This is a genomic window from Thalassobaculum fulvum (assembly GCF_014652915.1).
Lineage (GTDB): Bacteria > Pseudomonadota > Alphaproteobacteria > Thalassobaculales > Thalassobaculaceae > Thalassobaculum_A > Thalassobaculum_A fulvum.
Genome location: NZ_BMZS01000008.1, coordinates 269,769 through 296,415, shown reverse-complemented (window position 1 = coordinate 296,415; position 26,647 = coordinate 269,769). Strand labels below are relative to the sequence as shown.

The 26,647-nt window shown below is 71.1% G+C and carries 28 protein-coding genes; 12 read left to right on the top strand and 16 right to left on the bottom strand.

The annotated features are described in order from the left end of the window. Positions 1–60: 60 nt before the first annotated feature. The 3 genes from IE246_RS17870 (at position 61) to IE246_RS17860 (ending at position 1,927) form a co-directional block, all read left to right on the top strand. Positions 61–1,173, top strand: coding sequence for a tetratricopeptide repeat protein (locus IE246_RS17870; RefSeq protein ID WP_189992132.1), 1,113 nt, complete (start codon positions 61–63; stop codon positions 1,171–1,173). 34 nt (positions 1,174–1,207) lie between these two features. After that, positions 1,208–1,438: a hypothetical protein gene (locus IE246_RS17865; RefSeq protein ID WP_189992131.1), complete on the top strand. Its 231-nt coding sequence runs from the start codon at positions 1,208–1,210 to the stop codon at positions 1,436–1,438. 69 nt (positions 1,439–1,507) lie between these two features. Further along, complete coding sequence (locus IE246_RS17860; protein ID WP_189992129.1) at positions 1,508–1,927, top strand: hypothetical protein; 420 nt, start codon at positions 1,508–1,510, stop codon at positions 1,925–1,927. A 46-nt stretch (positions 1,928–1,973) separates the two neighbouring features. Here IE246_RS17860 and IE246_RS17855 read toward each other — a convergent pair whose 3' ends face one another. The 6 genes from IE246_RS17855 to IE246_RS17830 all read right to left on the bottom strand — a co-directional run bounded on the left by IE246_RS17855 (position 1,974) and on the right by IE246_RS17830 (position 8,377). Continuing rightward, the gene (locus tag IE246_RS17855) at positions 1,974–3,413 is read right to left on the bottom strand and encodes an MmgE/PrpD family protein (RefSeq protein WP_189992127.1); all 1,440 of its coding nucleotides are present in this window, start codon (positions 3,411–3,413) and stop codon (positions 1,974–1,976) included. Further along, on the bottom strand, positions 3,374–3,949 hold the full coding sequence (locus tag IE246_RS17850; RefSeq protein WP_189992125.1) for a cysteine dioxygenase family protein: 576 nt from the start codon (positions 3,947–3,949) through the stop codon (positions 3,374–3,376). The genes IE246_RS17855 and IE246_RS17850 overlap by 40 nt, the downstream gene beginning before the upstream one ends. A 78-nt stretch (positions 3,950–4,027) precedes the next feature. After that, positions 4,028–5,314: a TRAP transporter large permease gene (locus tag IE246_RS17845; RefSeq protein WP_189992123.1), complete on the bottom strand. Its 1,287-nt coding sequence runs from the start codon at positions 5,312–5,314 to the stop codon at positions 4,028–4,030. Positions 5,315–5,606: 292 nt separating this feature from the next. Continuing rightward, positions 5,607–6,104, bottom strand: a complete 498-nt coding sequence (locus tag IE246_RS17840) for a TRAP transporter small permease subunit (RefSeq protein ID WP_229837359.1) — start codon at positions 6,102–6,104, stop codon at positions 5,607–5,609. A gap of 45 nt (positions 6,105–6,149) precedes the next feature. After that, positions 6,150–7,142, bottom strand: coding sequence for a TRAP transporter substrate-binding protein DctP (gene dctP / locus IE246_RS17835; RefSeq protein WP_189992119.1), 993 nt, complete (start codon positions 7,140–7,142; stop codon positions 6,150–6,152). 65 nt (positions 7,143–7,207) lie between these two features. Then, positions 7,208–8,377: a CaiB/BaiF CoA transferase family protein gene (locus IE246_RS17830; RefSeq protein ID WP_189992117.1), complete on the bottom strand. Its 1,170-nt coding sequence runs from the start codon at positions 8,375–8,377 to the stop codon at positions 7,208–7,210. Positions 8,378–8,486: 109 nt separating this feature from the next. Between IE246_RS17830 and IE246_RS17825 the strand changes: the two genes are divergently transcribed. Next, positions 8,487–9,431, top strand: a complete 945-nt coding sequence (locus IE246_RS17825; RefSeq protein WP_189992115.1) for a LysR family transcriptional regulator — start codon at positions 8,487–8,489, stop codon at positions 9,429–9,431. Position 9,432: 1 nt separating this feature from the next. Here IE246_RS17825 and IE246_RS17820 read toward each other — a convergent pair whose 3' ends face one another. From IE246_RS17820 to IE246_RS17805, 4 genes are all read right to left on the bottom strand, one after another. Further along, positions 9,433–9,771 (bottom strand): P-II family nitrogen regulator, encoded by a 339-nt coding sequence (locus IE246_RS17820; protein WP_189992113.1) that lies wholly within the window; start codon positions 9,769–9,771, stop codon positions 9,433–9,435. A gap of 10 nt (positions 9,772–9,781) precedes the next feature. After that, positions 9,782–11,092 (bottom strand): ammonium transporter, encoded by a 1,311-nt coding sequence (locus IE246_RS17815; RefSeq protein ID WP_229837358.1) that lies wholly within the window; start codon positions 11,090–11,092, stop codon positions 9,782–9,784. A gap of 150 nt (positions 11,093–11,242) precedes the next feature. Continuing rightward, the gene (locus tag IE246_RS17810) at positions 11,243–14,377 is read right to left on the bottom strand and encodes an efflux RND transporter permease subunit (RefSeq protein WP_189992108.1); all 3,135 of its coding nucleotides are present in this window, start codon (positions 14,375–14,377) and stop codon (positions 11,243–11,245) included. Continuing rightward, positions 14,374–15,489 carry an efflux RND transporter periplasmic adaptor subunit gene (locus tag IE246_RS17805; protein WP_189992106.1) on the bottom strand — a complete coding sequence of 372 codons (1,116 nt, stop codon included), beginning with the start codon at positions 15,487–15,489 and terminating at the stop codon, positions 14,374–14,376. The genes IE246_RS17810 and IE246_RS17805 overlap by 4 nt, the downstream gene beginning before the upstream one ends. Before the next feature lie 176 nt (positions 15,490–15,665). Here IE246_RS17805 and IE246_RS17800 point away from each other — a divergent pair, with 176 nt between their 5' ends. After that, a complete protein-coding gene (locus tag IE246_RS17800) occupies positions 15,666–15,956 on the top strand; it encodes a hypothetical protein (protein WP_189992104.1) in 291 nt (96 codons plus the stop codon). 7 nt (positions 15,957–15,963) lie between these two features. On the opposite strand, the gene IE246_RS17795 is transcribed toward IE246_RS17800, so the two are convergent. Then, positions 15,964–16,869 (bottom strand): transcriptional regulator GcvA, encoded by a 906-nt coding sequence (locus IE246_RS17795; protein WP_189992102.1) that lies wholly within the window; start codon positions 16,867–16,869, stop codon positions 15,964–15,966. 161 nt (positions 16,870–17,030) lie between these two features. Between IE246_RS17795 and IE246_RS17790 the strand changes: the two genes are divergently transcribed. Beyond that, positions 17,031–17,270, top strand: a complete 240-nt coding sequence (locus IE246_RS17790) for a DUF1127 domain-containing protein (protein ID WP_229837357.1) — start codon at positions 17,031–17,033, stop codon at positions 17,268–17,270. Between the two features lie 214 nt (positions 17,271–17,484). Here IE246_RS17790 and IE246_RS17785 read toward each other — a convergent pair whose 3' ends face one another. Continuing rightward, the gene (locus IE246_RS17785) at positions 17,485–18,738 is read right to left on the bottom strand and encodes a methyltransferase (RefSeq protein ID WP_189992100.1); all 1,254 of its coding nucleotides are present in this window, start codon (positions 18,736–18,738) and stop codon (positions 17,485–17,487) included. 19 nt (positions 18,739–18,757) lie between these two features. Next, positions 18,758–19,828, bottom strand: a complete 1,071-nt coding sequence (locus IE246_RS17780) for an asparaginase (protein WP_189992098.1) — start codon at positions 19,826–19,828, stop codon at positions 18,758–18,760. Between the two features lie 68 nt (positions 19,829–19,896). On the opposite strand from IE246_RS17780, the gene IE246_RS17775 reads away from it, so the two are divergent. Together IE246_RS17775 and IE246_RS17770 are read left to right on the top strand one after the other, a co-directional pair. Beyond that, on the top strand, positions 19,897–20,472 hold the full coding sequence (locus IE246_RS17775; protein ID WP_189992096.1) for an RNA methyltransferase: 576 nt from the start codon (positions 19,897–19,899) through the stop codon (positions 20,470–20,472). A gap of 92 nt (positions 20,473–20,564) precedes the next feature. Next, positions 20,565–21,599 carry a tetratricopeptide repeat protein gene (locus IE246_RS17770; RefSeq protein WP_189992094.1) on the top strand — a complete coding sequence of 345 codons (1,035 nt, stop codon included), beginning with the start codon at positions 20,565–20,567 and terminating at the stop codon, positions 21,597–21,599. Here the strand turns inward: IE246_RS17770 and IE246_RS17765 are convergent. Further along, positions 21,577–22,248 carry a ChrR family anti-sigma-E factor gene (locus IE246_RS17765; protein ID WP_229837356.1) on the bottom strand — a complete coding sequence of 224 codons (672 nt, stop codon included), beginning with the start codon at positions 22,246–22,248 and terminating at the stop codon, positions 21,577–21,579. The two genes, IE246_RS17770 and IE246_RS17765, sit on opposite strands and share 23 nt — an antisense overlap. Further along, entirely contained in the window at positions 22,241–22,813 is a 573-nt protein-coding gene (locus IE246_RS17760; RefSeq protein WP_189992091.1) for a sigma-70 family RNA polymerase sigma factor, read from the bottom strand. The genes IE246_RS17765 and IE246_RS17760 overlap by 8 nt, the downstream gene beginning before the upstream one ends. 160 nt (positions 22,814–22,973) lie before the next feature. Between IE246_RS17760 and IE246_RS17755 the strand changes: the two genes are divergently transcribed. Together IE246_RS17755 and rlmN are read left to right on the top strand one after the other, a co-directional pair. Beyond that, a complete protein-coding gene (locus tag IE246_RS17755; protein ID WP_189992090.1) occupies positions 22,974–23,513 on the top strand; it encodes an invasion associated locus B family protein in 540 nt (179 codons plus the stop codon). 73 nt (positions 23,514–23,586) lie between these two features. Beyond that, a complete protein-coding gene (rlmN, locus tag IE246_RS17750) occupies positions 23,587–24,768 on the top strand; it encodes a dual-specificity RNA methyltransferase RlmN (RefSeq protein WP_189992088.1) in 1,182 nt (393 codons plus the stop codon). Positions 24,769–24,789: 21 nt separating this feature from the next. Here rlmN and IE246_RS17745 read toward each other — a convergent pair whose 3' ends face one another. Beyond that, a complete protein-coding gene (locus IE246_RS17745) occupies positions 24,790–25,113 on the bottom strand; it encodes a hypothetical protein (RefSeq protein ID WP_189992086.1) in 324 nt (107 codons plus the stop codon). Between the two features lie 204 nt (positions 25,114–25,317). Here IE246_RS17745 and IE246_RS17740 point away from each other — a divergent pair, with 204 nt between their 5' ends. Together IE246_RS17740 and IE246_RS17735 are read left to right on the top strand one after the other, a co-directional pair. Then, positions 25,318–26,028, top strand: a complete 711-nt coding sequence (locus tag IE246_RS17740; protein ID WP_229837355.1) for a Bax inhibitor-1/YccA family protein — start codon at positions 25,318–25,320, stop codon at positions 26,026–26,028. A gap of 169 nt (positions 26,029–26,197) precedes the next feature. After that, positions 26,198–26,638, top strand: coding sequence for a hypothetical protein (locus IE246_RS17735; RefSeq protein WP_189992081.1), 441 nt, complete (start codon positions 26,198–26,200; stop codon positions 26,636–26,638). Positions 26,639–26,647: the final 9 nt, after the last annotated feature.

The following is a 26,647-nucleotide window of genomic DNA, read 5'->3' as shown; positions in this document are numbered from 1 at the left end:
CTATCCTGCCGCGTCGTTGTGCAGTCCCTGCGGGACTTCGGTGGCGGATGGAGCCGGTCGATGGGCGATCTCATCTCCTTGTTCGGGATCGTGCTCGGCATCATCGGGCTGGAATCGAGCCTCGACGTCCGGCCGGTCACGATCAGCCGGATCACCATCTCCGAGGCGATCGGCGAGCATTGGGGCTACACCCCGGCGTCGATCGAGCAGAAGCTGAAGGACGAAGCCTATCTGGTGATGCGTCGGGCCCGGTCCTTCAGTCGCGGGACCCGCATCTCGACCCCGAACGCCGACGGCTCCATAGACAAGATCGCCCGCGACGCCGGCGTGCTGCGTCTCCTGCAGCGCGTCCAGCAGTCCGTCGGGCTGCTCGAGTTCACGATAACCGGCGACATCGTCGCGGAGCACGGCAAGGCGCTCATGGAGCTGCGGGCGCGCCGGTCCGACCAGCAGGTCGTCCGGGCGCGCTTCGAGCGGCCGATGGACCAGCTCGACCAGCTGATGCGGGATGCCGGATGGGTGCTGGTGCGGCTGGTCGATCCGCAGGTCGCGTGTGCCGAGCTGCTCCGGCGTTCGCTGATGGAGGGGCGGCCGGACCCGGTCGAGACGCTGCGCTGCGCCGAGGAAGCGCTGCCCACGGTCACCGACAGCGACCGGCCATGGCTTCTCAACCTGCGCGGTGTGGCCCTGGCCATGCTGCACCGGGACCAGGAGGCGGGCCGGGCGTTTCTCGACGTTCTCTCGATCAGCCCGGACTTCGCGCCGGCCTGGCTGAACCTCGGCACTGTGCTTGCCGGCAACGGGCGCCATCGGGACGCGATCGAGGCCTTTGACGCCGCGATCCGTCACGCCGCCCCGGCGGAGTTTGCCCAGACCCGTTCGGCCGCCTTCGTCATGTGGGCGATCAGCCTGGAGAAGCAGGGCCGCCCCGACGAGGCCGTGCCGAAGCTTCGGCAGGCCTTTCGGGCCGACAGGACCTACGACCTGCCGCTCCGGCTGCTCAGGCAGCGGATCCCCCCGGACTCCGCCGAGGAGAAGGAGATCGACCGGATGATCGCCGAGCTCAGCGTGCCGACGGGACATCCCGACTGGGATCCGATCTACACGGAGAACATCGTCGGCGTGATGCCGATCGTCGTCGTGGGCTCGACCGCGACCCGGACCGGACGCTAGGGCGGCGCGACCGATCGAATGACAGGAGGCGATCTTGGTGAAATGGGTCCTGATGGTGTTCGTCGGGAGCAGCGTGCCGGCTTCGGTCGGCCACTTCGCGACGCGCGACGCCTGCATCGAGGCGGTTCCCCAGGTGCGGATCCCCGAGACCGACACCCGGGGAGCGGTCGAGGGCTTCGCCTCGCTCAACGCCAAGAACGTGACCATGCTGTGCGTGCCGGTCGAGAGGCTCATGAACGAGTCCGCGCCGGCCGCCGACAAGTAAGCCTGCAACGTCGATGCCGCAGCGGCTGCCCGCCGATCGGAAGCGCGGCTTGACCGGGGAGACTAGCTGATGTTCCGCATCGCCACGCTGTTCGCACTCGCCACGCTCCTGGCCGTCGGCTGGGCGGGGGCCGCCGCCGCCGAGATCCCGTCGGGAGCTCCGATCGCCCGCGTCGCGGCATACGCCGACCGGAACGCCGAGAGTTCCGGCCTTCCGCCGGTGACCTACGAGGAGATCGTCGGCCAGCCGCGGGCGTCCGCCGGATACAGCATGACGGCGATCGCCCTCGGCGCCGTCGCGGGCGTCGTGGCGGCCAACACGGTCCTGCCGATGCTCGGATACTCGGCGGTCTCGGCAGCGCTCGCCGGAGCCCCGGTCACGGGGGCGACTCTCGAGGCGGCGCTCGCCACGTCGCGTCTCGTGGCGGTCGGTGCGGCGGTGACCGGCGGCGTGATCGGGCAATGGGTGTATTCCGGCTGGGGGCGCTGATCCGCAGGCTCCGGCCGGCGCCGCCCTGCGGCGCTACTCTGCGGCGCTACTCCGCTGCACCGGCCGCGGCGCCGGTCCCGGCAAGCGCCAGCGCGGCGGTCACCTCGGACAGATCGGCGAGCCGGTCGAGCCGGCCGAGGCTGGTGCGCAGCGTCGCCGCCGCGTCGGCTCCCAGGACCGGGGCCACGCAGTCCTCGAACTTGATCCGGCGGTCCTCGGCGTCGAGCGGCGCCTGGACCCCGCCGCGCGGCCAGGTGCGCGCGCGCTCCAGGACCCGGCCGTCGGCCAGCCGGATCCGGACCTCGTGGGGCAGCCGGGTGCCGGCCTCGGTCGGCTCGTCCTTCGGGTCGCGGCCGGTCATGTGGATCCGCGGGATCATCGCGACGATCGCCGGGCGCCGCACCGCCTCCGGCCGGAAGTCGGCCAGGCTGAGCCGGCCACGATGCAGGGCCGCCGCGACGCAGTAGGGCATCGAGAACCGCGCCTCCATCTCGTTGCGCGGGGTGGCGTACATCAGGTTGCGGACGTTGATCGAACCGACCAGGGTGTCGACCCGCTCGACCTCGGCTGCCGCGAAGCCGTGCTCGGCCTGCAGCTCGAGCACGCAGTCGAGCGTGTTGTGGGCCGAGCCGCAGCACGGGTGGCGCTTGACGTTGAGCCCGACCGTCTCGATTGCCGGCGTATCGCCCAGGCCTTCGAGATGGCCCTCCCAGCCGCGGGTCTCACCGGCGCCGTACAGCTCCAGGAAGCCGAACCGGCCCTCCAGCGCCTCCGGCCGGCCGGTCATGCCGGCCTCGGCCAGGACGGCGGCCTGCACCGCGTGCTGGGCGCCGAGCCCGGCGTGCAGCGGCTTGGCCGCGGTGCCGAACTGGACCTTGGTCCCGCCGGCCATGCTGACCGCCAGCACCATCGCCTGGGCGATGCCCTCGGCGTCTAGGCCGATCAGCCGGGCGCAGCCGGCGGCGGCCCCGATGCAGCCGATCGTCGAGGTGCTGTGCCAGCCGGCCAGGTAGTGCGCCCGGTTGACCCCGGCGCCGACCGCCGCCTGCATCTCCAGGCCGACGATGTAGGCGTCGAGCAGGGCCGGGCCGTCCCGCCCGCGTTCCTCGGCCAGCGCCAGCAGGGCCGGCACCAGCACCGCGCTGGCGTGGCCGAAGCTCGGCACGAAGATGTCGTCGTAGTCCAGGCTGTGGGCGGCGGTGCCGTTGACCAGGGCGGCGGCCGGTGCCGACAGCCGGCCGGCGGTGCCGACCGCGGTCGCGCCGCCGCGCCCCCAGGCCAGGGCCGCCCGCCGTGCCGCCACCGCCGGCGCCTCGTGCGCCCCGGCGATCATGCAGGCGATCGTATCCTCGACCGCGTCGCGGGCGCGGCCGACCGCCAGGTCCGACCAGACCTTGCCGCGGCCGGCGCACCAGGCCGCCAGCCGTCCGGCGACGCTGCCCGGTTCTACTCGGTGTTGGCCTGCTTCTTGGCTCGCTTCGGACATGGGGCCTCCGTCCCGGCCAGCGGGTTGAACTCCGACCGGTCGAGCTTCGCGAGGTTGCGGCCGTAGACGTGCAGGGACAGCGACGGTCGGTCGGACGCGTTGCGGATGCTGTGGATGTCGGCCGGCGCGAAGGTCTTCACCACGCCCTGCTCGACCACGGTCTCGGCGGCGGTCTCCAGCGTGGCGCGGCCGGGCACCTTGCCGTCGTCGAGCCGCCGCCAGTCGACGTTGACCTCGCGGCCGTCGAGACCGATCACGACGCCCCAGGTGCGGTGGTCGTGTGGCGCCACCCCGCGCCCCGGGGCCCAGCAGATGGTCTCCACCAGGAAGCCGTCCTGCGGTTCCTCGTGCAGCACCACGATGCCGAAGCCCTGGTCGGCATCGACCTCGTAATACTCCGGCCGGATCCACGAGCGGTCGCCGGCGAGAGTGCGCATCAGCGGCACCACGCGGTCGACGGCGGCGGCCGCGTCCGGCGCCTCGGCCACGGCCGAGCGGACCTCGTCGATGAAGCGGTCGACCACGGTCGCGGCCATGACGATCCTCCCGTTCGCCCGTTTTCCCGAAGCCTGCCACGGCCCCGTGCTGGCGGCAACGCGAGTGCCGGAACGCTGCTACCCCCCGAACCCTGCCGTTCGCGGCAGCCAGAGCGACAGCTCGGGGAACGCCCAGATGATCGCCAGCCCGACCAGCAGCAGCGCCACGTAGGGCGCCGCACCGCGCATGATGTCGGTCAGCGGGGCGCCGGTGACGCCCTTGATCACGAACAGGTTCATGCCGACCGGGGGGGTGATCAGCGCCAGCTCCAGGTTGATCATCAGCATGACCCCGTACCACACCGGGTCGATGTGCAGGGCGATCAGAACCGGCAGGATGATCGGCGTGGTGATCAGGATGATCGCGATGGTCTCCAGGAACATGCCGAGCAGGAAGATCGTCAGCATGACCGCGAAGATGAACCCGGTCTCCGACAGGCCGAGCGCGGTCACCGCCTCCATCAGCTGGGCCGGCAGCCGGATGATCGTGACCGCGTGGCCGAGCAGGGCGGCCGCCGCGATGATCATGAACAGCATCGCGCTGGTCCGCAGGGTCTGCCAGGCGCAGTCGACCAGGTCGGCGAACGAGACGTTGCGGTAGGCCAGCAGCGCCACCAGCAGGGCGTAGACCGCGCCGACCGCCGCCGCCTCGCCGGCGGTGAACACCCCGAGATAGATGCCGCCCAGCACCACCGGCGGCATCAGTACCGCCCAGATCGACTTGCGCAGCGCCCGCAGCACCTCGCGCGTGCCGGCCCAGTCCTGCCCGACGGTCTCGCCGTGGGCGTTCGCCTGGAACCAGCTGAAGCCGGCGAACATCACCGCCATCAGCAGCCCGGGCACCAGCCCGGCCAGGAACAGCGCGCCGATCGAGGCGTTGGTGACGATCGCGTACAGGATCATCGGCCCGGACGGCGGGATCAGGATGCCGAGCGTGCCGCCGGCGGCGATGATCCCGTAGGTGTCGCGCTTGCGGTACCGGAAGCGCTGCATCTGCGGGATCGCGATCGAGCCGATGGTCAGCGCGGTCGCCACCGACGAGCCGGAGATCGTCGCGAAGATCGTGCACGACAGGATGGTGGCGAAGCCGAGCCCGCCCTTGACGTGCCCGACCAGCTTGTTGGCCATGTCGTACAGGTCGTCGACCACCTTGGCCTTGATCATGATGTGCGCCATCAGGGCGAACATCGGGATGGTCGCGAGCAGCGGGTTGTCGAGGCTGGCGAACACGGTGTCCGCCATGCTGGAGATCTTGCCCTCGTACAGCATCAGCACGCCGAGCGAGGCGAGGCCGAGGGCGGCGAAGATCGGCATGCCGGTCAGCAGCAGGGCGAGCAGGCTGCCGAGGATCAGGACGGTCGTCATTGGCGCCCTCGCCGGGCCAGGTGCGACGGCTCCGGGACGGGCCAGTCGACCGCCGGTACGCCTCGAGCCGGCTCGCTCGTGCGGGGCGACCTTGCTTCCCCTTTGCTGACGTCATTCCGGACGTCCACGCGTCGGCGTGGGCGAGCCGGAACCCACGAAGCGACGGGCAGCGTCGGCGGCAGACGCAGCAGCCACCGGTGGGTTCCGGATGCGTGCCGCTCGCGCGGCCCGCCCCGGAATGACGTCAGGGAGGGGGGCGTCTGGCCGGATCGCATCGTGCGGGATCGCATGCTCACCGCCACACCTGCCGCACCAGCCCGGCGACCGCCTGCAGGCCGAGCAGCACGGCCCCGACCAGCATCGCCGACTGCGGGATCCACAGCGGCAGGGCCAGGTAGCCGTCCGAATAGGCGCCGAACGAGTGCGAGAAGCTCACCGTGTGCCAGGCGGTCCGGAACAGCAGCACCGCGAACGCCAGCACGGCGGCATGGGCCCACAGGTCGAGGACGAGGCGGGTTCGCGGCCCGACGACGTCCACCAGCAGGTCGATGCGGATATGGTCGCCTTTGCGCAGGGCCTCGGCCGCTCCCAGCATGACGATCGCGACGACCAGGAAGCCGGTGCCCTCGTCGATCCCGAGAATCGGGCGCGACAGCACGTAGCGGCTGAACACGCCGACCGTGGTCATGGCCAGAACCACGACGATCAGCAGGGCGCCGAGCGCCCCGCCGGCGATCGAGACCGCGTTGGCCGCGGCCAGCGGCCAGGGAGTGTCGGCCGGGGAGGGCACGGTTCCCTCCCCGGGTCGGTCATGCGGGTCCGTCATGACCCGCAGTTACTGGATCTTCGCGACCAGTTCGAGCAGCTTCTTGCCCTCGGCGCCGGTCTCCTTCTCGAAGCCCTCGGCGTAGGCCGGCTGCATGATCGCCTTGAACGCGGCGTTCTCGGCGTCGGTCGCGATGTGCACCTTCACGCCCTTGTCGGCGAGCTGCTGCGGGGCTGCGGCGGCCGCTTCCTGCGAGGCCTCGAGCGCCCAGCCGGCGGCCTTCTCGCCGGCCTGCTTGAGGGCGGCCTTCGACTTGTCGCTGAGCTTGGCGTACCAGGCGGGGTTGACGTAGCCGTGGACGTAGGCCGCCAGCACCGGCACCACGGTCATGTGGTCCTGGACCTCGTAGTACTTGCGCGACCAGGCGGCGGCGACGTCGGTGATGGCGGCGTCGATCACGCCGGCCGCCAGCGCCTGGTAGACCTCGCTGCCCGGCATCGACACGGTGGCCGCACCCATGGCGTTCAGCGCCCGGTCGAAGGACGGGCCGATGCCGCGCATCTTGATGCCCTTGAAGTCCTCCGGCGTGATCAGCGCCTTGCCCTTGGAGGTGAACACGCTGGTGTTGGTGATGAACATCCAGGCGACGTTCTTCACGCCCTTCTCGGACAGCTTCTCCTCCAGGAAGGCGGCGGCCTCGGAGGTCGGCCACTTCTTCCAGGCGGCGATCGACGACATGGTGTACGGGCCCAGCGTGACGTTCATCAGCGGCAGCGTCTTGCCCCACTGGAAGTTCAGCGAGAACGCACACTCGATGTCGCCCTTGGCGGTCGACAGGATGTTGTCCTTGGCCTTCACCAGGCTGTCGGCGCCGAACACCTGGACGTCGATCTCGCCGCCCGACAGCGTCTCGACCTCGGCCGCCCAGCGGTCGATGACCTTGGCGATGTGGTGAGGCGGCGGCAGCTGGTGGCTGCAGCGCATGGTCTCGGCGGCCGACGCCGCCCCGGCGATGGAGGTCGACAGCGCGAGTGCTGCGACGGTAGCTGCGATCCTGTTCATGATCTTCCTCCCGTTGGGTTCTTGACGCGAATTGGTGGGACGGACCGGTGCCCGCCCCGGGATGATCAGGTGCCGCGGGCGGCGGCGATCGCGGCGGCGTTCATGCCGAGTGCGCCGAGGACCGCGTCGGTATGGTCGCCGACCGCCGGCAGGTCGCCGCCGCCGGCCAGCATCACGCCGTCGACCTCGAACGGCAGCGACGGCGCCCGGAAGCTGGTACCGTCGGGCAGCCGCGAGGTGGCGAGGCCTCCCGGGCGCATCACGTGCGGGTCCTGGTACATGTCGCAGGGCCGGGCGATCGGCGAGTAGGGGATGCCGATCGCCTCGAACGCCCGCTCCAGCTCGCGCGAGTCGCGGTCGGCGATCGCCTTCGCGACGATCGGGATGGTCCACGACCGCGCGGCGATCTGGTCGGGCCGGGTCTGCAGCCGCGGGTCGGCCTTCAGCGCGTCGAGCCCGAGCAGGTCGCACAAGGCCGACCACTGTCCCTCGGTCACGGCGCCGACGAACATCTGGCGGCCGTCGGCGGTGTCGAAGATGTCGTAGACCGGCCAGGAGAAGTCCCGCTCCGGCATCGGCGGCGGGTTGCGGCCCTCGAGCTCGAACTGGACCATGTGCTGGGCGACCAGCAGCAGGCAGTTCTCGAACAGGCCGATCCGCAGGTCGCGGCCGCGCCCGGTCTCCTTGCGCTCCAGCAGGGCGGCCAAGACCGCGAACGCCCCGAACAGCCCGCCCATGATGTCGTTGGCCGACGAGCCGACGCGCAGCGGGCGGCCGCTCGGTCCGGTCATGTAGGCGAGCCCGGTCATCATCTGCACCACCTCGTCGAGGGCGGTGCGGTCCTGGTAGGGCCCCTGCAGGAAGCCCTTGTGAGAGGCGACGATCAGCCCGGGGTAGGTGGCCCGCAGGCGCTCCAGATCGGCGCCCATCTTCGACAGCGAGGCGTCGCGGAAGTTCTCGACGAACACGTCGGCGGTCGCCAGCAGCCGGTCGAGCGCGGCACGCCCCGCCTCGGTGGTCAGGTCGAGCTGGACCGACTTCTTGCCGCGGTTGAACAGCGGGAACATCGGCCGGCCCATGCCGCCCAGCCTGCGGGTCTTGTCGCCTGCAGGCGGCTCGACCTTGATGACCTCGGCACCCAGGAACCCCAGGAACATGCCGCAGGACGGCCCCATTATCATGTGGCTCATCTCGACGACGCGGATGCCGTCGAGCGGCCTGAAGTTCGCGTCCATCGGCCGGCAGCTCCGTCGCGCGGTGTGGTTCCCTTCGGCAGGTTAACGTTGCCCGACCTGTCGGAAAATTATAGTGATTGTAACGTTGTGTTCGAAAATCGAGAAACCGATGGACGTCCGGCAACTACGGTACTTCACCGCGATCTACGAACACGGAACCCTGTCGAACGCCGCCCAGCATGCGCGCGTGGCGGTGTCCGCCTTGAGCCACCACCTGGCCAACCTGGAGGCCGAGCTGTCGACCCCGCTGTTCGTGCGCAAGCCGCGCGGCCTGCAGCCGACCGCGGCCGGAGAGCGGCTCTATGCCCATGCCAAGTCGATCCTGAAGGCGATGGCGGCGGCCGAGCGCGACATCCGCGAAGCCGACGGCGAGATATCCGGCGAGGTCTCGGTCGGCCTGTCGCACTCGGTGGTCAAGGCGATCGGGGTGCCGCTGGCGCGCGCGGTGCTGGCCGACTATCCGAAGCTGCGGCTGTGCCTGACCGAGGGCCTGTCCGGCTCGATCGTGATGCATCTGGTGAACTCGGACGTGGACATCGCCCTGGTCTACAACCCGACCGCGGAGCCGGCGCTGAAGACCACGCCGGTGCTGGAGGAGCGGCTGGTGTGCCTGGGCCGGCGGGAGATCATCGGCGGCACCGACGCGCCGATCGCCTTCGCCGAGCTGCTCGAGCTGCCCCTGCTGTCGCTGCGTCCGGGCCTGTCGACGCGGGCGATCATCGACGACCCGGGGCTGCTCAAGAAGCTCGAGAGCCGGGCGATGCTGCAGATGAACTCGCTGCAGGCGATCGGCGGCTCGCTGGTGGCCGGCCTCGGCTGCCTGGTCGGCACCACGCTGATCATGCAGGAGCACCTGCAGTCCGGCGCCCTGCACGTCCGGCCGATCGTCGAGCCGGAGATGACCCGTACCCTTTACCTGTGCGAGATGGCCGGGCGGCCGGCGACCTTCGCGCTGGAGACCATGCGCGGCCTGATCCTGGACCTGGTCGACGATGCGGTCCGGTCCGGCCGCTGGGAGGCGCGCTCGCTGGTGGCCGACGCCCGCCGGTCCTGACCTACAGCGCCTCGTCGCCCTCCTCGCCGGTGCGGATGCGCACGGCCCGGTCGACGTCGAGCACGAAGATCTTGCCGTCGCCGATGCGGTCGGTGCGGGCCGCCGCGGCGATCGCTTCGACCGCCCGGTCGGCCAGCTCGTCCGGCACCACGGTCTCGAGCTGGACCTTCGGCACGAAGTAGACCTGGTACTCGGCGCCCCGGTAGATCTCGGTCTGGCCCTTCTGGCGCCCGAAGCCCTTCACCTCCGACACCGTCATGCCCTGGATGCCGACCTCGCCCATGGCCTCGCGCACGGCGTCGAGCCGGTGCGGCTTGAAGATGGCCTTGATCAGTTTCACGCTCGCCTCCTCAGGTCAGCTCGTAGCCGCGTTCGCCGTGCGCGGTGATGTCCAGGCCCTCGATCTCGGTCTCCTCGCTGACCCGCAGGCCGACGGTCGCGCGCAGCACCGCCAGGATCGCCCAGCTCGCCGCCGCCGACCAGACGGCGGTGACGCCGACCGCCAGCGCCTGCACGCCGAGCTGGTCGGCGATGCTCACGCCGTCGGCGAGCCCCAGGCCGCCGAGCGCCGGGACCGCCAGCGCGCCGACCAGGATCGAGCCGAGGATGCCGCCGCCGCCGTGCACGGCGAACACGTCGAGCGAGTCGTCGACCCTCAGGCGGAACTTCATGAACCCGGAGAGCCACTGGCAGAAGCTGCCGGCGATCACCCCGATGATCACCGCGCCGACCGGCCCGACCGAGCCGGCCGCCGGGGTGATCGAGGCGAGCCCGGCGACCAGGCCGGTGACGATGCCGACCAGGCTGGGCCGGCCGTAGCGCAGCCACTCGATGCCGGCCCATACCAGCGCCGCGGTCGAGGCCGAGATGTGGGTCACCAGCATCGCCATGCCGGCCGAGCCGTTGGCGCCGAGCGCGCTGCCGGCGTTGAAGCCGAACCAGCCGACCCACAGCATGCAGGCGCCGGTGGCGACCATGCCCGGGTTGTGCGGTGGCCGCAGCTCGCTCGGGAAGCCGCGGCGCGGCCCCAGCATCAGTGCGAACACGATCGACGACACCCCGGCCGTGGTGTGCACCACGATGCCGCCGGCGAAGTCGATGGTGCCCATCTCGGCCAGCCAGCCGCCGCCCCAGATCCAGTGGCAGACCGGGGCGTAGACGACTGCCAGCCAGACCAGGCTGAACAGCAGCACCGCGGCGAACCGGACGCGTTCCGGATAGGCGCCGATGATCAGCGCCGGGGTGATGATCGCGAAGGTCATCTGGAACATGAAGAACACCGGCTCGGGGATGGTGCCCCAGAGCGAGTCGGCCCCGACCCCGGCCAGCATCGCCTTGCCGAGCCCGCCGATCCAGGCCTGGCTCGCGCCGCCGTCGCCGAACGCCAGGCTGTAGGCGCCGGCCAGCCAGGCCAGCGAGACCACGCAGGCCACCGCCACGCAGTGCATGATGACCGAGAGCACGTTCCGGGCCCGCACCAGGCCGGCGTAGAACAGCGCCAGCCCCGGCAGGGTCATGAACAGCACCAGCGCCGTCGAGGTCAGAATCCAGGCCGTATCGCCGCCGCTGAGTTCGTCAGCGGCCGCGGCAGGGCCCATCGCCCACCCGTAGGCGGCCACACCGGCCAGCAGCGCGCCGGTGCGCACACCGATTGTCGTCATCGTCGTCGGTTGCCCCCTGTTGCCGTCGTTCGGCGTCCCGCCCCCCGGTCCGCCGGCCGGCATCCGGCCCTTGCCGTGTCCGGCCTCGCGGCCAACAGGATAGACGAAGCGGCGTCGGTGGCGGAAGCCCGGTGCGTCCGGCGGCGGCGGTCAGTCGCCGGCCTCGGCAGTGTCCGGCACGGTCTCGGCGTGCGCCATCTCCCGCCGCAGCCGCTCGCCGGCCCGGGCGCGGGCCGGCGACAGCCCGGCGAGACCGAGATAGACGACTGGCGTCAGATACAGCGTGAACACCGCGGCCAGGCCGAGGCCGCCGAACACCACCCAGCCGATCGCGCCGCGGGCCTCGGCGCCGGGGCCGCCGCTCAGGATCAGCGGCAGGCCGCCGAGCACGGTGGAGACCATGGTCATCACGATCGGCCGGAGCCGCACGACCGCGGCGCGCTCCACCGCCCGGCGCACCGACAGGCCGCGATCGCGCAGCTGGTCGGCGAACTCGACCAGCAGGATGCCGTTCTTGGCCATCAGCCCGATCATCATCACCAGGCCGATCTGGCTGTAGATGTTGACCGAGGTGCCGGTCAGCAGCAGCGCGAACACCGCGGCGGCGACCCCGAAGGGCACCGTCAGCAGCACGATGGCGGCGCTGGTCACGCTCTCGAACTGGGCGACCAGCACCAGGAACACCACGACCACCGCGATCGCGTAGGTGATCGCCACCTCGCGATCGGCGGCCTCCAGCGCCTCGGCCTCGCCGAGCAGGATGAAGTCGACGTCCTCCGGCAGCGTCTCCGCCGCCAGTTCCCGGACGTCCCGGATCCCGCGGTCGAGCGGCACCCCCGCCGCGATGTCGGCGTCGATCTCGACGGCGCGCCGGTGGACGTGGCGGTCGAGCTCGTTGGCCACGCCTTCCTCGCGCAGCGTCACCAGGCTGGAAAGCGGGACCAGGTCGCCGGCCTCGGTACGGACATACAGGTTCACCAGGTCGCTCGGATCGTCGATCCGGCCGCCGTGCGGCTCCAGCCGTATCGGGACGCTCTCGTCGCGGACGTTCAGGTCGGCGACCTCGTAGCCGTCGATCATCACCCTGAGGGTCTCGGCCAGGTCGTCGAGCGGGATGCCGAGGTCGGAAGCCCGCCGTCGGTCGATCCGCACCGAGAGCTGCGGCTGGGTCGGCTGGTAGGACACCCGGACGTCCGAGAGGTAGGGGATGCGGTCCTCGATGCGCCGGGCCAGGCCGGTGGCGGCCTCGTACAGTCGCAGGTAGTCGTTGCCGACCAGCGCCCCTTCGACGCCGCTGCCGGCGCCGCGCAGGTTCAGGCTGTTGGTTCCGTAGACCCGGATCCGGATCCCCGGGATCTCCTTCATCCGGGCGTCGATCTCGGCGATCAGCTCGTGCTGGCTGCGGTCGCGCCGGTCCCACGGGGCGAGCGGCGCGGCGATGAACACCCGGTGCCGGTCGTAGCGGCCGACGATGGTGAACAGCGATTCGATGATGCCGCTGTCGACATAGGGCTGCAGCACCGCCTCCATGCGGTGCGCCTCGCGGTCGCTGTACTCCAGCCCGACGCCGTCCGGCCCGGTACCGAACGCGTAGATCACGCCGCGGTCCTCCGGCGGCAGCAGCTCGTGGTCGAGATGCTGGAAGGCGAGCCAGGCGCCGCCGGCCGCCGCCAGCGCCGCCGCCACCACCAGCACCGGCACCGCCAGCGCAACCTGCAGGCTGCGCGCGTACCACCGGAGCAGCCGATCCCCGATCCCGGCGAGCGCGGCCCGGAGCCCGCGCGGCGACGGCGGTCCGTCGCCCAGCCGGGCGGCCAGCGCCGGGACCAGCGTCAGGGCCACGAAGGACGAGATCAGCACCGCCACCGAGAGCACGAAGCCGAACTCGCGGAACAGTCGGCCGGCGGTGCTCGGCAGGAACGAGATCGGCACGAACACCGAGACCAGGGTCGCGGAGGTGGCTATCACCGCGAAGAACACCTGGCGGGTCCCGAGCACGGCGGCCGCCCGGGCGCCCAGGGACTGGCCGCGGCGGCGCTGGATGTTTTCCAGCACCACGATGCTGTCGTCGACGATCAGGCCGGTCGCCAGCACCAGCGCCAGAAGGGTGAGGATGTTGACCGAGAAGCCGAGCAGCCAGATCGCCGCCACCGAGCCGATCAGCGCGATCGGGATCGAGACGCAGGGGATCAGGGTGGCGCTGGGCGAGCCGAGGAACAGCCAGAGGGTGGCGATCACGATCAGCACCGCCAGGCCGAGGCTGATCGCGACCTCCCGGATCGAGCCGCGGATGAACAGGGCGTCGTCCGAGGTGACGATGACCTCGACCCGTTCGAAGCGGTCGCTCAAGGCCTGCGCGGCGGCCCGCACCCGGGTCGAGATCTCGACCGTGTTCGACTGCGCCTGCCGCACGATGCCGAGGCCGACGACCGGCCGGCCGTCGACCCGGACCAGGCTCTCCGCGTCGGCCGGGCCGAACGACACCGCGGCCACGTCGCCGATCCGTACCGGGTCGCGGATCACCATCGCCGCGATCTCGGCGGCGGTCTCGACCGTGGCGTCGGCCCGCACGATCAGCTCCTGCTCGTCCGACGAGAAGCTGCCGGCCGGGATGTCGAACGGCGCGCGCTCCAGCACCGCGATCACGTCGGCCACCGCCAGCCGGTGGGCGGCCAGCCGCAGCGGGTCGACCACCACCCGGACCTGCCGCTCGCGGTCGCCGAACAGCGTGACGTCGGCGACACCGTCGATCGAGATCAGCTCCGGCACGATGTCGTGCTCGACGATCTCCGCCAGGTCGTCCGGGCGCAGCTCCCGGCCGCGGACCGTCAGCCGCATGATCGGGCTGGCGTCGGCGTCGGCCTTCACCACGGTCAGCTGCTCGACCTCGTCGGGAAGCTCGCGCTGGGCCCGGCTGACCGCCTCGCGGACGTCGGAGGCGGCGGTGTCGAGATCGGCGCCGGGGCCGAACTCGATCCGCATGCGGAAATTGTCCTCCTCGCTCGACGAGTGGATCTCGCGGACCCCGTTCACCCGGGCCACGGCGCCCTCGATCAGGCTGGTGACCTCGCGGTCCATGGTCTCCGGCGAGGCGCCCTGCAGGATGCCGCGCACCGTGACGATCGGCCGGTCGACGTTCGGCAGCTCGCGGACCTCGACCGCCAGCATCGCGGCCACCCCGGCGAGCGCGATCAGCAGGTTCAGCACCAGGGCGAGCAGCGGCCGGCGGACGCTGAGCGACGGCAGGTCGGCGCCCGCCCCTTCGGCTGTCGGTCCGCTGTTCACGAGCCGGCGCCCTGGATCCGCGCCGGCAGCGGCTCGGCCTCGACCGGCACCGCCGGCAGGATGTCGACCCGCACGCCGTCGCGCATGCGATGCAGGCCCTCGACCACAACCAGGTCGCCCTCGCGGAGGCCGGCCTCGACCAGCACCTTGCCGCCCTGGCGTTGCAGGATGACCGCCGGGACCCGGTGGGCGGCGCCGTCTGTCACGACCCACAGATAGGAGCCCTCGCCGCCCCACTGGATCGCGATTTCAGGGACCTCGGGATACCGCCTGCCTTCGACGTCGACCCGGACGCGAAAGCTCATGCCCGGCCGCAGGCGGTCGTCGGGGTTGGCGATCCGGGCGCGCACGACGAAGGTCCGGGTGCGCTCCGAGACCCGGCTGCCGACGTCGGCGACCGTGCCGTTCAGCGGCTTCTCGTCGTCGGCCCAGGGCGTGACCCGGACCGCGGCGCCGACCCCCAGCCGGCCGTGCAGCGCCTCCGGTACCTCGAACCGGATCAGCAGGCTGGAGCGGTCGTCGAGGGTCGCGATCTCGGTGTCCTCGTCGACGCGGTCGCCGACCTCGATCTCGGTCAGGCCGATATGGCCGGCGAACGGCGCCAGCACGAACCGGTCCGCCAGGGCGACCTCGGCGCGCTTCAGCTCGATCCGCGCGGCCTCCAGCGCGGTATGGGCGTCGTCCAGCGACACCTGGGCGGCGGCGCCGGTGGAGCTCAGGCGCTGCAGCCGGCGGAACACCCGGTCGGCGTCGGCCAGCCGCACCCGGGCCAGGTCGACCGCCAGCTCCTCGGTCGCCCGGTCGAGCTCCAGCAGCACGTCGCCCTGCGCCACCCGGCGGTCGGCGGCGAAGTTGATGGTCTCGACCTGTCCGGCCGCCGCCGGATGCAGCCGCGCCGAGCGATGGGCGCGGGCGGTGCCGACCGCCTTCACCCGGACCCGTTCGGGGACGAAGCCGACCCGGGCGGCGACCACCGCGGCGCGGCGCTCGCGGTCGCCGGTTCCGGAACGCGCCGGCGGCTCCTGTCCGTTCAGCGGCTCGAGCGTCTCCCAGGCCAGGACGCCGAGCCCGGCGATCAGGCCGACGATCAACAGTTGGCGGATCAAGCCCATTCCGGATTCTCCGCGGGGTTTGGGGACCGCGGCGCCCGGTCGCGCCGGCCGACAGTCTAGAGGCTCAGGGGAGCCGCCGCACCCCCGGTGCCGGCGACATGCGGTGGCGCGTGACGGCGCCCGACCCGGTCGCCTATATTCCCGCCCCTGAGGATTGGCGTGACCCGGAGGATCTCGTGGCGTTCGATGCCGGACGGTTTAAGGAACTGGATGCGATGGTGCGCCGGATGGGCGCGATCGTCTCGGTGTTCGAGGTCCGCTCCAGCACCCTGGGCAACAAGTCGTTCTCGGCGTTTCGCGAGCTGATGGACGTCTATATCGAGATCTGCGGGCGCGAGCTGAAGGCCGGCAAGGATTTCGCCGATAGCCCGGTGCAGCCCTCGGCCGAGGACATGGAGCGGATCAACGCCGCGATGCAGCGGATCTTCGCGGCGCCGGCCGCGCCGGCATCGGAGAAGAAGGCGTAGCGGGCGGTCAGCCGGCCGCGGCCGCGGCGCCGTCGCGCGCGACCTCGGACATCACCCAGTCCCGGAACGCCTTGACCTTCGGGCGGTCCTGGGTGCCCTCGGGGCAGGCCAGGTAGTAGGCCGCGTGGGTCGGCAGCTCCAGGTCGAACGGCTTGACGAGGCGGCCGGCGGCCAGGTCGTCCGCGACCAGCACGCTCCGGCCCAGGGCCACGCCGAGCCCGTCGATTGCCGCCTGCAGCACCATCTCCGAGTGGTTGAACGCGAGATCGCGCCTGGCCTTGATGGTGCCGACCCCGGCCGCCTCCAGCCAGGTGTCCCAGTCCTCCGGCAGGTCGTCGTGCAGCATGGTGTGGTGGCGCAGATCCTCCGGACGGGTCAGGGGGGCCGGGCCGTCGAGCAGCTTCGGGCTGCACACCACGAACACCACCTCGGTCATCAGCCGCTCGGCGTGCAGGCCCTTCCAGTCGCCGCGGCCGTAGCGGATGGCGACCTCGACGGCGTCGGCCGCGAAGTCCACCAGGACGTCGTTGATCGCCAGCCGGACCTCGATGTCGGGGTGCGCCGTGGCGAACCGGCCGAGTCGCGGCACCAGCCATTTGGCGGCGAAGCTGGTGAAGGTGCCGACGGTCAGGGCGCCGCTCTTGTCGCGCTCGCGCAGCTTGTTGGTGGCGTCCCGGATCCGGTCGAACGCCTCCCGGAGCGGCGGCAGATAGGCCTGACCGGCGTCGGTCAGCAGCAGCGCCCGGTTCCGGCGCCGGAACAGCGGCATGCCGAGCCATTCCTCCAGCGCCTTGATCTGGTGGCTGATCGCCGCCTGGGTGACGTTCAGTTCTCCGGCCGCCCGGGTGAAGCTGAGATGGCGGGCGGCGGCCTCGAAGGCACGCAGCGCGTTGAGCGGGGGAAGGCGCCTCAAGCGACCCTCTTTCGAATTAATAAAGCTAATGGATCATATGAGAAACTATCGTTTGTAGGCAAGCGGACCCAGCCATAAATATCCCACCAGAAAACAGGTTACGAAGGTTATCCACCTTCGTCCCCCGTCCTGATCGTTAAGGAAATATGAAGGAGGTTCCCATGAGCCGGTTCCTGATCGCGACCGCTCGCCCGATGTTCGGGGCCTCCGCCGCGTGCGGAGCCCAGCCGTCGATCGCCGAGCGCATTCTGGCGGCTCCGTTCACCGTCTTCGCGGCGTGGGGCGAGCGCCTCAAGCAGCGCACCGACCTCGCGGAGATGGACGACCGCATGCTGAAGGACATCGGCGTCTCCCGCGCCGACGCCCAGGCCGAGGCCGACAAGCCGTTCTGGTCGGCCTGACCGGCGACGCGACGAAGGTCCCGGCGGGACCTTCCAGCCTACGGGCACCGTCCGACTCCCCGGTTACCCCGCTGGCGGATCCCCCCTCCGTCGGTACCGGGACGGTGCCCGCTCCCACCCTACCCGGCGCTCGCACGCCGGGCGTTCCCCAGAGACCATCCCTGTGGTCATCGACTCGGCCGGGCCTTCGGGTCCGGCCGTCTTGTTTGCGGGGTCAGCCGGCCCGGCGGACCAGGATCCGGTTGATGCCGTTGAGGGCCGCGTACAGCCGGCGCATCTGGTCGGCGAAGCCGGCCGGCTCCGGCACCGCGATACCGGCGGCGGCGATCGATTCGCGGATCCCGGCGACCGTGCGGACCCCGTCGAGCCGCAGCACGATCGCGGTGGTCAGCGGCGGCAGCGGCGCCTTGTAGGTGGCGCCGCCGATATCGGAGCGCAGCATGCCGCCCGGCTTCAGTCCCTTGGCGACCGCCGCCGGGTCGAGCCCGCGCAGGACCAGCACGGCGTCGTCGGCGCCGGGATCCGGTGCGGGAACCGGCGGCCTGTCGACGAACCCGGCGTACAGGATGTGCTTGCCGATCGTGGTCGACAGCCGTTCCGCCAGGGCGGCGCGCTCGACCGGCGGCAGTGCCGCTGCGCGCTGGCGCAGCATCGGGTCGCTCAGGTAGGTCTCGGGCGCGTAGCGGGCCGGCTCGATCCAGGCCAGCGGTTCCAGCCGGGCGCCGGCCAGCAGCTCCACCAGTTCCGGCACCCGGTAGGCGCGGTCGCGACGGTGCAGCAGCAGGTCGTAGAGGTGCGCGTCCTTGCCCTTGCGGTGGTCGCTGACCTGCGGGTTGCGGTTCAGCAGGTGGCTCGCCGGCAGTCCGGCCAGCAGCCGGTGGGCGGCCGCCAGGCGCTCCTTGTCGGGCAGGTCGTCGACCAGCTGCGCCAGCGCCTCCTGGACCGGGTAGATGCCGGACCGGCCGTAGGTCGCGTACAGCATCAGGCCGAGGCCGCCGGTCGGCGCGACCTGCGCGGCCAGGGCGGCGAGGCCGGCCTCGGGGCTGGCCAGGTGGTGCAGCACGCCGCAGCAGTCGACGTAGTCGTAGGGTCCCGGCGCCAGGGTCGCGACCTCCTCGATCACGCCGGTGACGAACCGCATGTTGGTCAGGCCGCGCTCGGCCGCCCGGGCCTCGGCGATCTGCCGCGAGGCGGTCGACAGGTCGAGATACACGACCTCGGCGTCGCGCGCGCCGGCGCTCGCCAGGTGCTGGGCCAGCATGATGGCGGCGTCGCCGGTGCCGCCGCCGGCGACCAGCGCCCGGAACGGCCGGTCGAGATCGAGGCGGCCGCCGAACACGTAGTGCCGGATCTCGTCCAGGTCGCTCGGCGAGCCCTCGATCAGGCGCTTGTGCTCGTCCTTCGGGTCGCGGTGCGGATAGGGGTAGGACTCGTACTGCTCGCGTACGCGGTCGTCGATCGATGTCATCGCGGTCGAAAGCGGCCGGTCAGAACGCGAGGTCGGGAGCTGGGCGCGCGACCCCGACCAGACGGCCCGCCCAGTTCCGGATCGGCGGGGTCAGGGCGTTCGCCAGCCGGCGCTGGGCGTCGGCGTCGAGGACCCCGATATGGCCCAGGATCGCCCCGATCGCGACCTGGGCGGCCCGGCCGGTACCGTCGTCGACCTTCAGGCAGATGCCGAGGCCTTTGCCGGTGGCGGCGGCGGCGAACACGCCCTCGGCGCCGCTCTTCAGCAGGCAGCTGGTGCCGGTCTCGGTCAGGAGCACGCTGTTGAAGCGGTCGGTGCCGGCGATCAGCAGCGGGTTCTTGGCCGCGGCCGCGACAATGCGTTCGGCCGCGGCCCGGCGGCCGGCGGCCAGCCTCGACGGGTCGGCGAACTGCGCCATCGCGGTGGCCAGGCCTTTCAGCGGGACGCCGAACACCGGAATCCCGCAGCCGTCGTAGCCGGTCGGCACACCCGACAGGTCGCAGCCGCTCATCTCCGCCATCACCGCCTTGAGGCGCTTCTGCACCGGGTGGTCGTCGCCGCTGTAGCCCCTGGTCGGCTCGCCCAGGTGGCGGGCCGTGGTCAGCATGCCGCTGTGCTTGCCCGAGCAGTTGTTGTGGGCCCGGGTCGGCGCGACGCCGGCCTGGATCAGGGCGCGTGCCGCCGGCTCGTAGCTCGGCATCTGCGGCCCGCACTCCAGGTCGTCGGCCGTCAGCCCCAGCCGCTCGAGCCAGGCCAGCACGCGCTCGACGTGCATCGGCTCGCCGGAATGGCTGGCGCAGCACAGGGTGACCTCGGACTCGTCCAGCCCGTAGGCGTCGGCGGCGCCGCTCTCCAGCACCGGCAGGGCCTGGATCGGCTTGATGGCGGACCGGCCGTAGACCAGCCGGTCGGCGTCGCCCCAGGACGACACCACCTTGCCGTCGGCGTCGACCACCGCGGCGATCACCCGGTGGACGCTCTCCACCATGCCGCCGCGGGTGACCTCGACGGCGATCGGGCTGTCGGGACGGCCGGCGTGGACGCGCAGGACCGAGCCGTCGGGGGCGGCGATGGGGGCGGTGTCGTTCATCTCTCGGGTCTCCGGCGAAAGGGGCCTCACCTTGCCTCGGGAGCCGTCGTCGGGCAAGGTCGCGCGCCATGCGTGGATACTTCGGAATCGGGGCGGAAGACATCTCCAAGGCGATGAACGTCGCCGCGCTGATGCGCACCGCCCATGCCTTCGGCGCCAGCTTCGTGTTCTCGATCGGTCGGGTGCACGCCGGCCACCAATGGGGCCGGGTCGACACCTCGGACGCGACCGGCAGCCTGCCCTACTACGAGTTCGGCGGGCCGGACGAGGTGATGCTGCCGAAGGGGTGCGAGCTGGTCGGCATCGAGATCACCGACGAGGCGATACCGCTGCCGAGCTTCCATCATCCCCGGCGGGCGGCGTACGTGCTGGGCCGCGAGCGCGGCTCGCTGTCGCCCGAGCTGCTGGAGCGCTGCGACCACGTGGTGAAGATTCCGTCGCGGTTCTCGATCAACCTGGCGATCGCCGGCGCCATGGTGATGTACGACCGCATGATCTGCATGGGGCTGTTCGCCCCGCGGCCGCACCGCCCGGGCGGGCCGGTCGAGCCGGTGCCCATGCCGCAGTTCGGCCCGCCGCTGTGGGTCAAGAAAGAGCGCAAGCGCAACGCCCGGGCCACCGCGGCGGCGCGTGCCGACCTCTAGGCAGGCTTGACGGCGGGAGCCCGGGGCGACCACTGTTGCGGGCAGGTGGGGTCTGGCGTCGCGACGAGCGACCACCGGACGGAGCAGGCGCATTGACCGACCAGATGTCGCTGCCCGAAGGCGCCGATCCGGCCCGGATCCAGGAAGCGCTGGCGACCTTGCGGGCCGGGCGGGACCGGTATCCCGACAACCCCAGGGTACGCGAATCGCTCGGCAAGGTCCTGGCGCAAGTCGGCCTGCTGGAAGAGGCCGAGGCGGAGTATCGCGCGGCGGTCGGACTGCCGGGGGCCGACCGGGACGCCTACAAACGGCTGGCCAAGGTGCTGCGCCGGCGGGGCCTGCTGGCCGAGGCGCTGGGCGTCATGGCGGCCGCGCCGAAGCCGGCCGGCGACGGGGCCAACATCCTGATCGCGTGCATCCCGAAGAGCGGATCGAGCTGGCTGCGGGTGCTGCTGGGCAGCTTCGAGTTCCTCGATGCGGTGCAGCTGTCGCCGCTGCACGACCGCCGCGAGCAGGAACTCGACTTCATGATCCTGAACCGCAAGCGCGAGCGGTTCTTCGTCGCCCAGCAGCACGTCCGTGCCAACCGGTCGACCGACTTCGCGGTCAAGAACTACAACATCGCGACCACCGTCCTGGTCCGCAGCATTCCGGATGCCCTGGTCAGCGCCCGCGACCACTTCGCCGGCCGGCGCCCGGTCGCGCCGCAGTTCTACATGGACAGCCGGTTCAAGACCTGGGACGAAGACCGCCAGTACCGGTTCCTGCTGGATTTCTACGTGCCGTGGGTGGTGAACTTCATCGCCACGTGGTGGCACGCGGACATCGACACGCTGTGGCTGACCTACGACCTGCTGCGCCGGGACTCCGAGACCGCGGTCCGCTGCGTGCTCGAGCATGCGGGGTTCGCCGTCGAGGCGGAGGCCGTGCAGGGCGTCGTCGACAGGGTGAACGGCGAGTTCCGCGACAAGACGCTGTTCAACGTCGGAGAAGTCGGCCGCGGCGCCGCCTTGCCCGACCCTGTCCACCGGCGGATCCGCGAGCTCTGTGCCTACTACCCGGAGATCCCGTTCGAGCGTCTGGGGCTGATCGGGACGGCGCCGGCTACAGCCTCAGGAACGGGTTGAACAGCCGCCCGATCGGGCCGGTGAGCCGGAGCGGACCGTCGACCACCGCGAAGCACAGGCATTCGGCGTCCGGCGTCGCGACCGGCTGGTGATCGTCGTCGCTGGTGGCGATCGAGACGTCGCCGCGCGCGAAGCTCTGGCCGTCGTCGACGAACGCGCCGCACAGCACCAGCGTGGTCTCGGCGCCGGTGTGGGTATGCGCCGGCAGCGCGGTTCCGGGGCGCACCCGGATCAGCGAGGCGCGCGGGCCGCCGTCGCCGATCGCCAGCGGAAGCTCGCGGATCGACGGCCCCCGCCAGCGCCACGGGAGCGACGACAGGTTGCCGCCGAGGTAGTCGCGCAGCGGCGCCGGTACCGAGAACAGGGTCTCCCGGTCGAACGCGGGGCCGGCGGGGCGCCGGGCCGGGGCTTCCGGCTCGTCGAGCCGGGCCAGGACCGTCGCCAGGGCGTCCGGCGCCAGCGCCACCGGCTCGAGCGATCCGGTCAGGGCGCCGCCGACCGTCTCCAGCCGACGCACCTCGGCGCGGCATCGCGGGCACAGGGCGAGATGGGTCGCGACCAGGACCGAACTGGCCTCGTCCAGGCTGCCGGCGGCATACCCCAGCAGCGTCTCGGGTTCGGGGTGGAAGGTGGGCACGGCGTCAGCCAAGGTCGTCGATCCTCTCGCGCAGCCTCTGCATCGCCAAACGGATACGGGACTTCACCGTGCCGAGCGGCAGTCCGCTGGTCTCGGCGATCTCCCGGTGAGACTGGTCCTCGAAATACGCACGGCGAATCAAATCGGATTGCTCCGGCGGCAATGATTCGATGGCAGCCCGCACCCGACCCTCGATCTGCCCGGCCCACACCGTCCGGTCGGCGTCGGCCGGGCCCTCGGGCACCAGGGCCGGGTCGTTCGGATCGAACTCCGGCCGGCGTTCCCGGCGCAGCCGATCGATACGCCGGTTGCGGGCGATCGTGAAGATCCAGGTTCCGGCCGAGGCCTGCCGCCGGTCGAAGCTCGCGGCCTTGCGCCAGACCGTCAGCATGACCTCCTGCACGACCTCCTCGGCGGTCGAGGCGTCGCTGCCGAGCCGCATCAGGTAGGCCTTCAGCCGCGGGGCGAAGTGCTCGAACAGTTCGGCGAACGCGGGCCGGTCGCCGGTCGCTGCGATCGCCTCGACGAGGCCGTCGTGCCGGCCGCCGGTGGCGTCCGTGTTAGGGGTCGTCTCCATAGGTCCGACTCTGCGGCAGCCGCCCGAGGGCCGCAACCGGCGTTGCGTAGGGGCGGTCACGCCCGTGCCACGATGTCGCCCGATCGCCCGCATTGAATTCCTGCGCCGGGAGTGGCATGCCATTCCCGGCGGTCTTAGAAGAACGGACGAGCGAGGGACCATGCGGCGGATGCGCGCGAGGGCGGTTGGCTCTCTGGTATGGCTCGGACTGGTGGTGATCGGCGGCGCGGCGAGCGCGCAGACCGTCATCCCGGGCGGTGAGAACGGCGACTGGAAGGCCTACACCTTCAAGAAGGGGGACGTCACGGTCTGCTACATGGCGAGCGCCCCCAAGAAATCGGCCGGCGACTACACCCGGCGCGGCAACGCGTATGCGCTCGTGACCAACGACGCGACCACCGGCGGACGCGGCGAGGTCAGCTTCGTCGCCGGCTATCCGTTCAGGCAGAACAGCACGGTCAGCGTCGCGATCGGCGGCAGGACCTTCGAGCTGTTCACCAAGGCCGAGGACCCCGACAAGGCCGACAAGGCCTGGACCCAGGGCCCCGAGGACGACCGCGACATGGTCGAGGCGATGATCAACGGCGCCGACATGATCGTGAAGGGAATGTCCGCCCGCGGCACCGAGACCGTCGACACCTATTCGCTGATCGGCTTCACCGCGACCAAGAAGGTCATCGACAAGACCTGCCCCAAGTAGCGGTCCGCCAAATCGCGGGCCGAAGCACCGCAGCCCTTGCGTCGCGCGGTCCGGCGACGCATATGTTGTCGCCATGTCCTCCGTCGTCGCGAACTCTCCGTCGAGCGCCTCCGACGCGCGCGCCGAGCTGCTGGCCTTCGCCGGCCGGCCGGCCGCCGCGGCGGCCGATTCGCGCCCGGACCTGATCGGCCTGGAGCGCGACGCGCTGACCGAGGTGCTGGCCGGCATCGGCCTGCCGAAGTTCCGCACCGGTCAGATCTGGCACTGGCTGTACCATCGCGGCGTCACCGACTTCCGGGAGATGACGACGCTGGCCAAGCCGCTGCGGCTGCGGCTGGCCGAGACCTTCCGGATCTCGCGGCCGGCGGTGGTGACGCGGCAGGACAGCGTCGACGGCACCATCAAGTGGCTGCTCCGGTTCGCCGACGGCAACGAGGCGGAGACGGTGTTCATCCCGGAGGAGGACCGCGGCACGCTGTGCGTCTCCTCCCAGGTCGGCTGCACCCTGACCTGCTCGTTCTGCCACACCGGCACCCAGCGGCTGGTCCGCAACCTGACGCCCGCCGAGATCGTCGGCCAGGTGCTGGTGGCGCTCGACCATCTCGGCGGCTACCCGACCGGCGCGCCGGACCGGCGGCTCACCAACATCGTGCTGATGGGCATGGGCGAGCCGCTGTACAACTTCGACAACGTCGCCTCGGCGCTCAAGGTGATCATGGACGGCGAGGGCATCGCCCTGTCGAAGCGCCGGATCACGCTCTCGACCTCCGGGGTGGTGCCGATGATGGCGCGCTGCGGCGCCGAACTCGGGGTCAACCTGGCGATCTCGCTGCACGCCACCACCGACCCGGTGCGCGACGAACTGGTGCCGATCAACAGGAAGTGGCCGATCGCCGAGCTGCTGGAGGCCTGCCGGACCTACCCCGGCGTCAACAACGCGCGGCGCATCACCTTCGAGTACGTGATGCTGGCCGGCGTCAACGACGCGCCGGAGGACGCCCGGCGGCTGGTCGGGCTGATCGAGGGCATCCCGGCCAAGATCAACCTGATCCCGTTCAACCCGTGGCCGGGGTCGCGCTACCAGTGTTCGGACGACGCCACCATCGAGCGGTTCGCGCAGGTCGTGCTGCGGGCGGGCTACGCCTCGCCGGTCCGCACCCCGCGCGGCCGCGACATCCTGGCGGCCTGCGGCCAGCTCAAGAGCGAGAGCGCGAAGCTGACCCGCCGCGAGGCGCGGACGGCCGCGGCGGAATAGCGCCGCGCCGTCCGGCGGGGCTCAGTCGTGTCCGGCCTTTCCGACGGTTTCGATCCGATAGCCGACGCCGGTCTCCGGCGGCAGCGGCGACAGCCGGCTCAACAGGCCGTGCCGGCGGGCCTCGAGCAGCAGCCGGCCGATCGGCTGGAACAGCGTCTCGCCGCCGCCTGAGGGCGGTGCCTGCAGGCGGACCCGGATGCTGCGCGGCTCGGTGAAGCGGTTGCGCTCCAGCATGCGGCGCACCGACTCCTCGGCATGCGCGCGGTCGAGCCCCCGGAGGTCCAGCTCGTAGTCGGCGTCGGTTCCCGCCGCGGACAGGCGCTTCAGCAGGCGTTCCGGGTCCATTGCCGTCTCCTTCAGCCGCCCTTCAGGTAGCGTCCGGCCGGCCGTCCCGCAAGCGCGTGCTGGCGACGGCCGCAAAACCGGCGGCGACGGTCCACGATGCGGTCGTCCCCATATTGAACGTGCTCGTTCGCCACCTTATCTTCCATGTGTCTCCGACCGTGTCGGCACAGGATGGGGTTTCAGATGGACTATGATCGCAGATACATGAGCCGGGCAGACGCCGACGTCGCGCAGTACGATGTCGGTCTTCGTCAGTACATGCTCGGCGTCTACAACCGCATGACGGCCGCGCTGGTGCTGACCGGGCTGGTCGCGTACGGCACCGTGATGCTGGCCTTCCAGGGCGGCGCGCCCACCGCGTTCGGCATGGCGATCTACGGCTCGCCGCTGAAGTGGGTGGTGATGTTCGCCCCGGTGGTCATGGTCTTCTTCCTGTCGGCGCGCATCCAGTCGATGTCGCTGGGCGCCGCCCAGGTCGCGTTCTACGTCTATGCCGGCCTGATGGGGCTGTCGCTGTCGTCGATCTTCGTGGTGTTCACCGGCGAGAGCATCGCGCGGGTGTTCTTCATCACCGCGGCGACCTTCGGCGGGATGAGCCTGTACGGCTACACCACCAAGCGCGACCTGTCCCGCTTCGGGTCGTTCCTGTTCATGGGCCTGATCGGCATCGTCGTCGCGTCGATCGTGAACATCTTCATCGGCTCGACCGCCCTGCAGTTCGCGATCTCGGTGATCGGCGTGCTGGTGTTCGTCGGCCTGACCGCCTACGACACCCAGGCGATCAAGGAGATGTACGACGAGCTCGACGGTTCCGAGGTCGCCGGCAAGAAGGCGATCATGGGGGCCCTGCGGCTCTACCTCGACTTCATCAACCTGTTCATCATGCTGCTGCAGCTGTTCGGCAATCGCGAGTAACCGCCGCCGCCGCATCAGGTCGGAGAGGCCCCGCCGGGAGACCGGCGGGGCCTTTTGCGTTTGCGGCCAGGGCATTCGGCGGCGACCTCCGGGCCGACCTTTGGGCTGACGGGGGGCGTCCGAGCCACTAGAATGCCGGTCCGCGGCGGTGGGTCGGGCGAGGGTTGGGATGGCGCAGAGTCTCTACGAGGTGCACACGCTGAAGGGCGGCCAGTGGGTCATCGACTCCACCTATCCTGACCGCGACTCCGCGATCGAGGTGGCCAAGCAGCTGTACGGCGAGAAGCGCTTCGACGGCGTCAAGGTCGTCAAGGATACCTTCGACCCGAAGACCGGCGAGGGGAAGGAGATCGTCGTCTTCGACACCTCGAAGGCGCCCCGCGAGAAGACGCCCCCGCCGCCGCCGGCCGCCAAGGCCGCGGAGGCTGCCCCGCCGGCGGCCAAACCGGCGGTCGAGCCGCGGGCCAGGCAGCGCTACAAGAAGGAACACCACAAGGACATCTCGGTCGCGGTCAAGGCGTCGCTGTGGCTGACCGTCATCCTGATCGGCGGCCTCGGTATCCTGTACCTGATCATCAAGGCCGGCGACATGATGGGCAAGGGGTTCTGACCGTTCCTC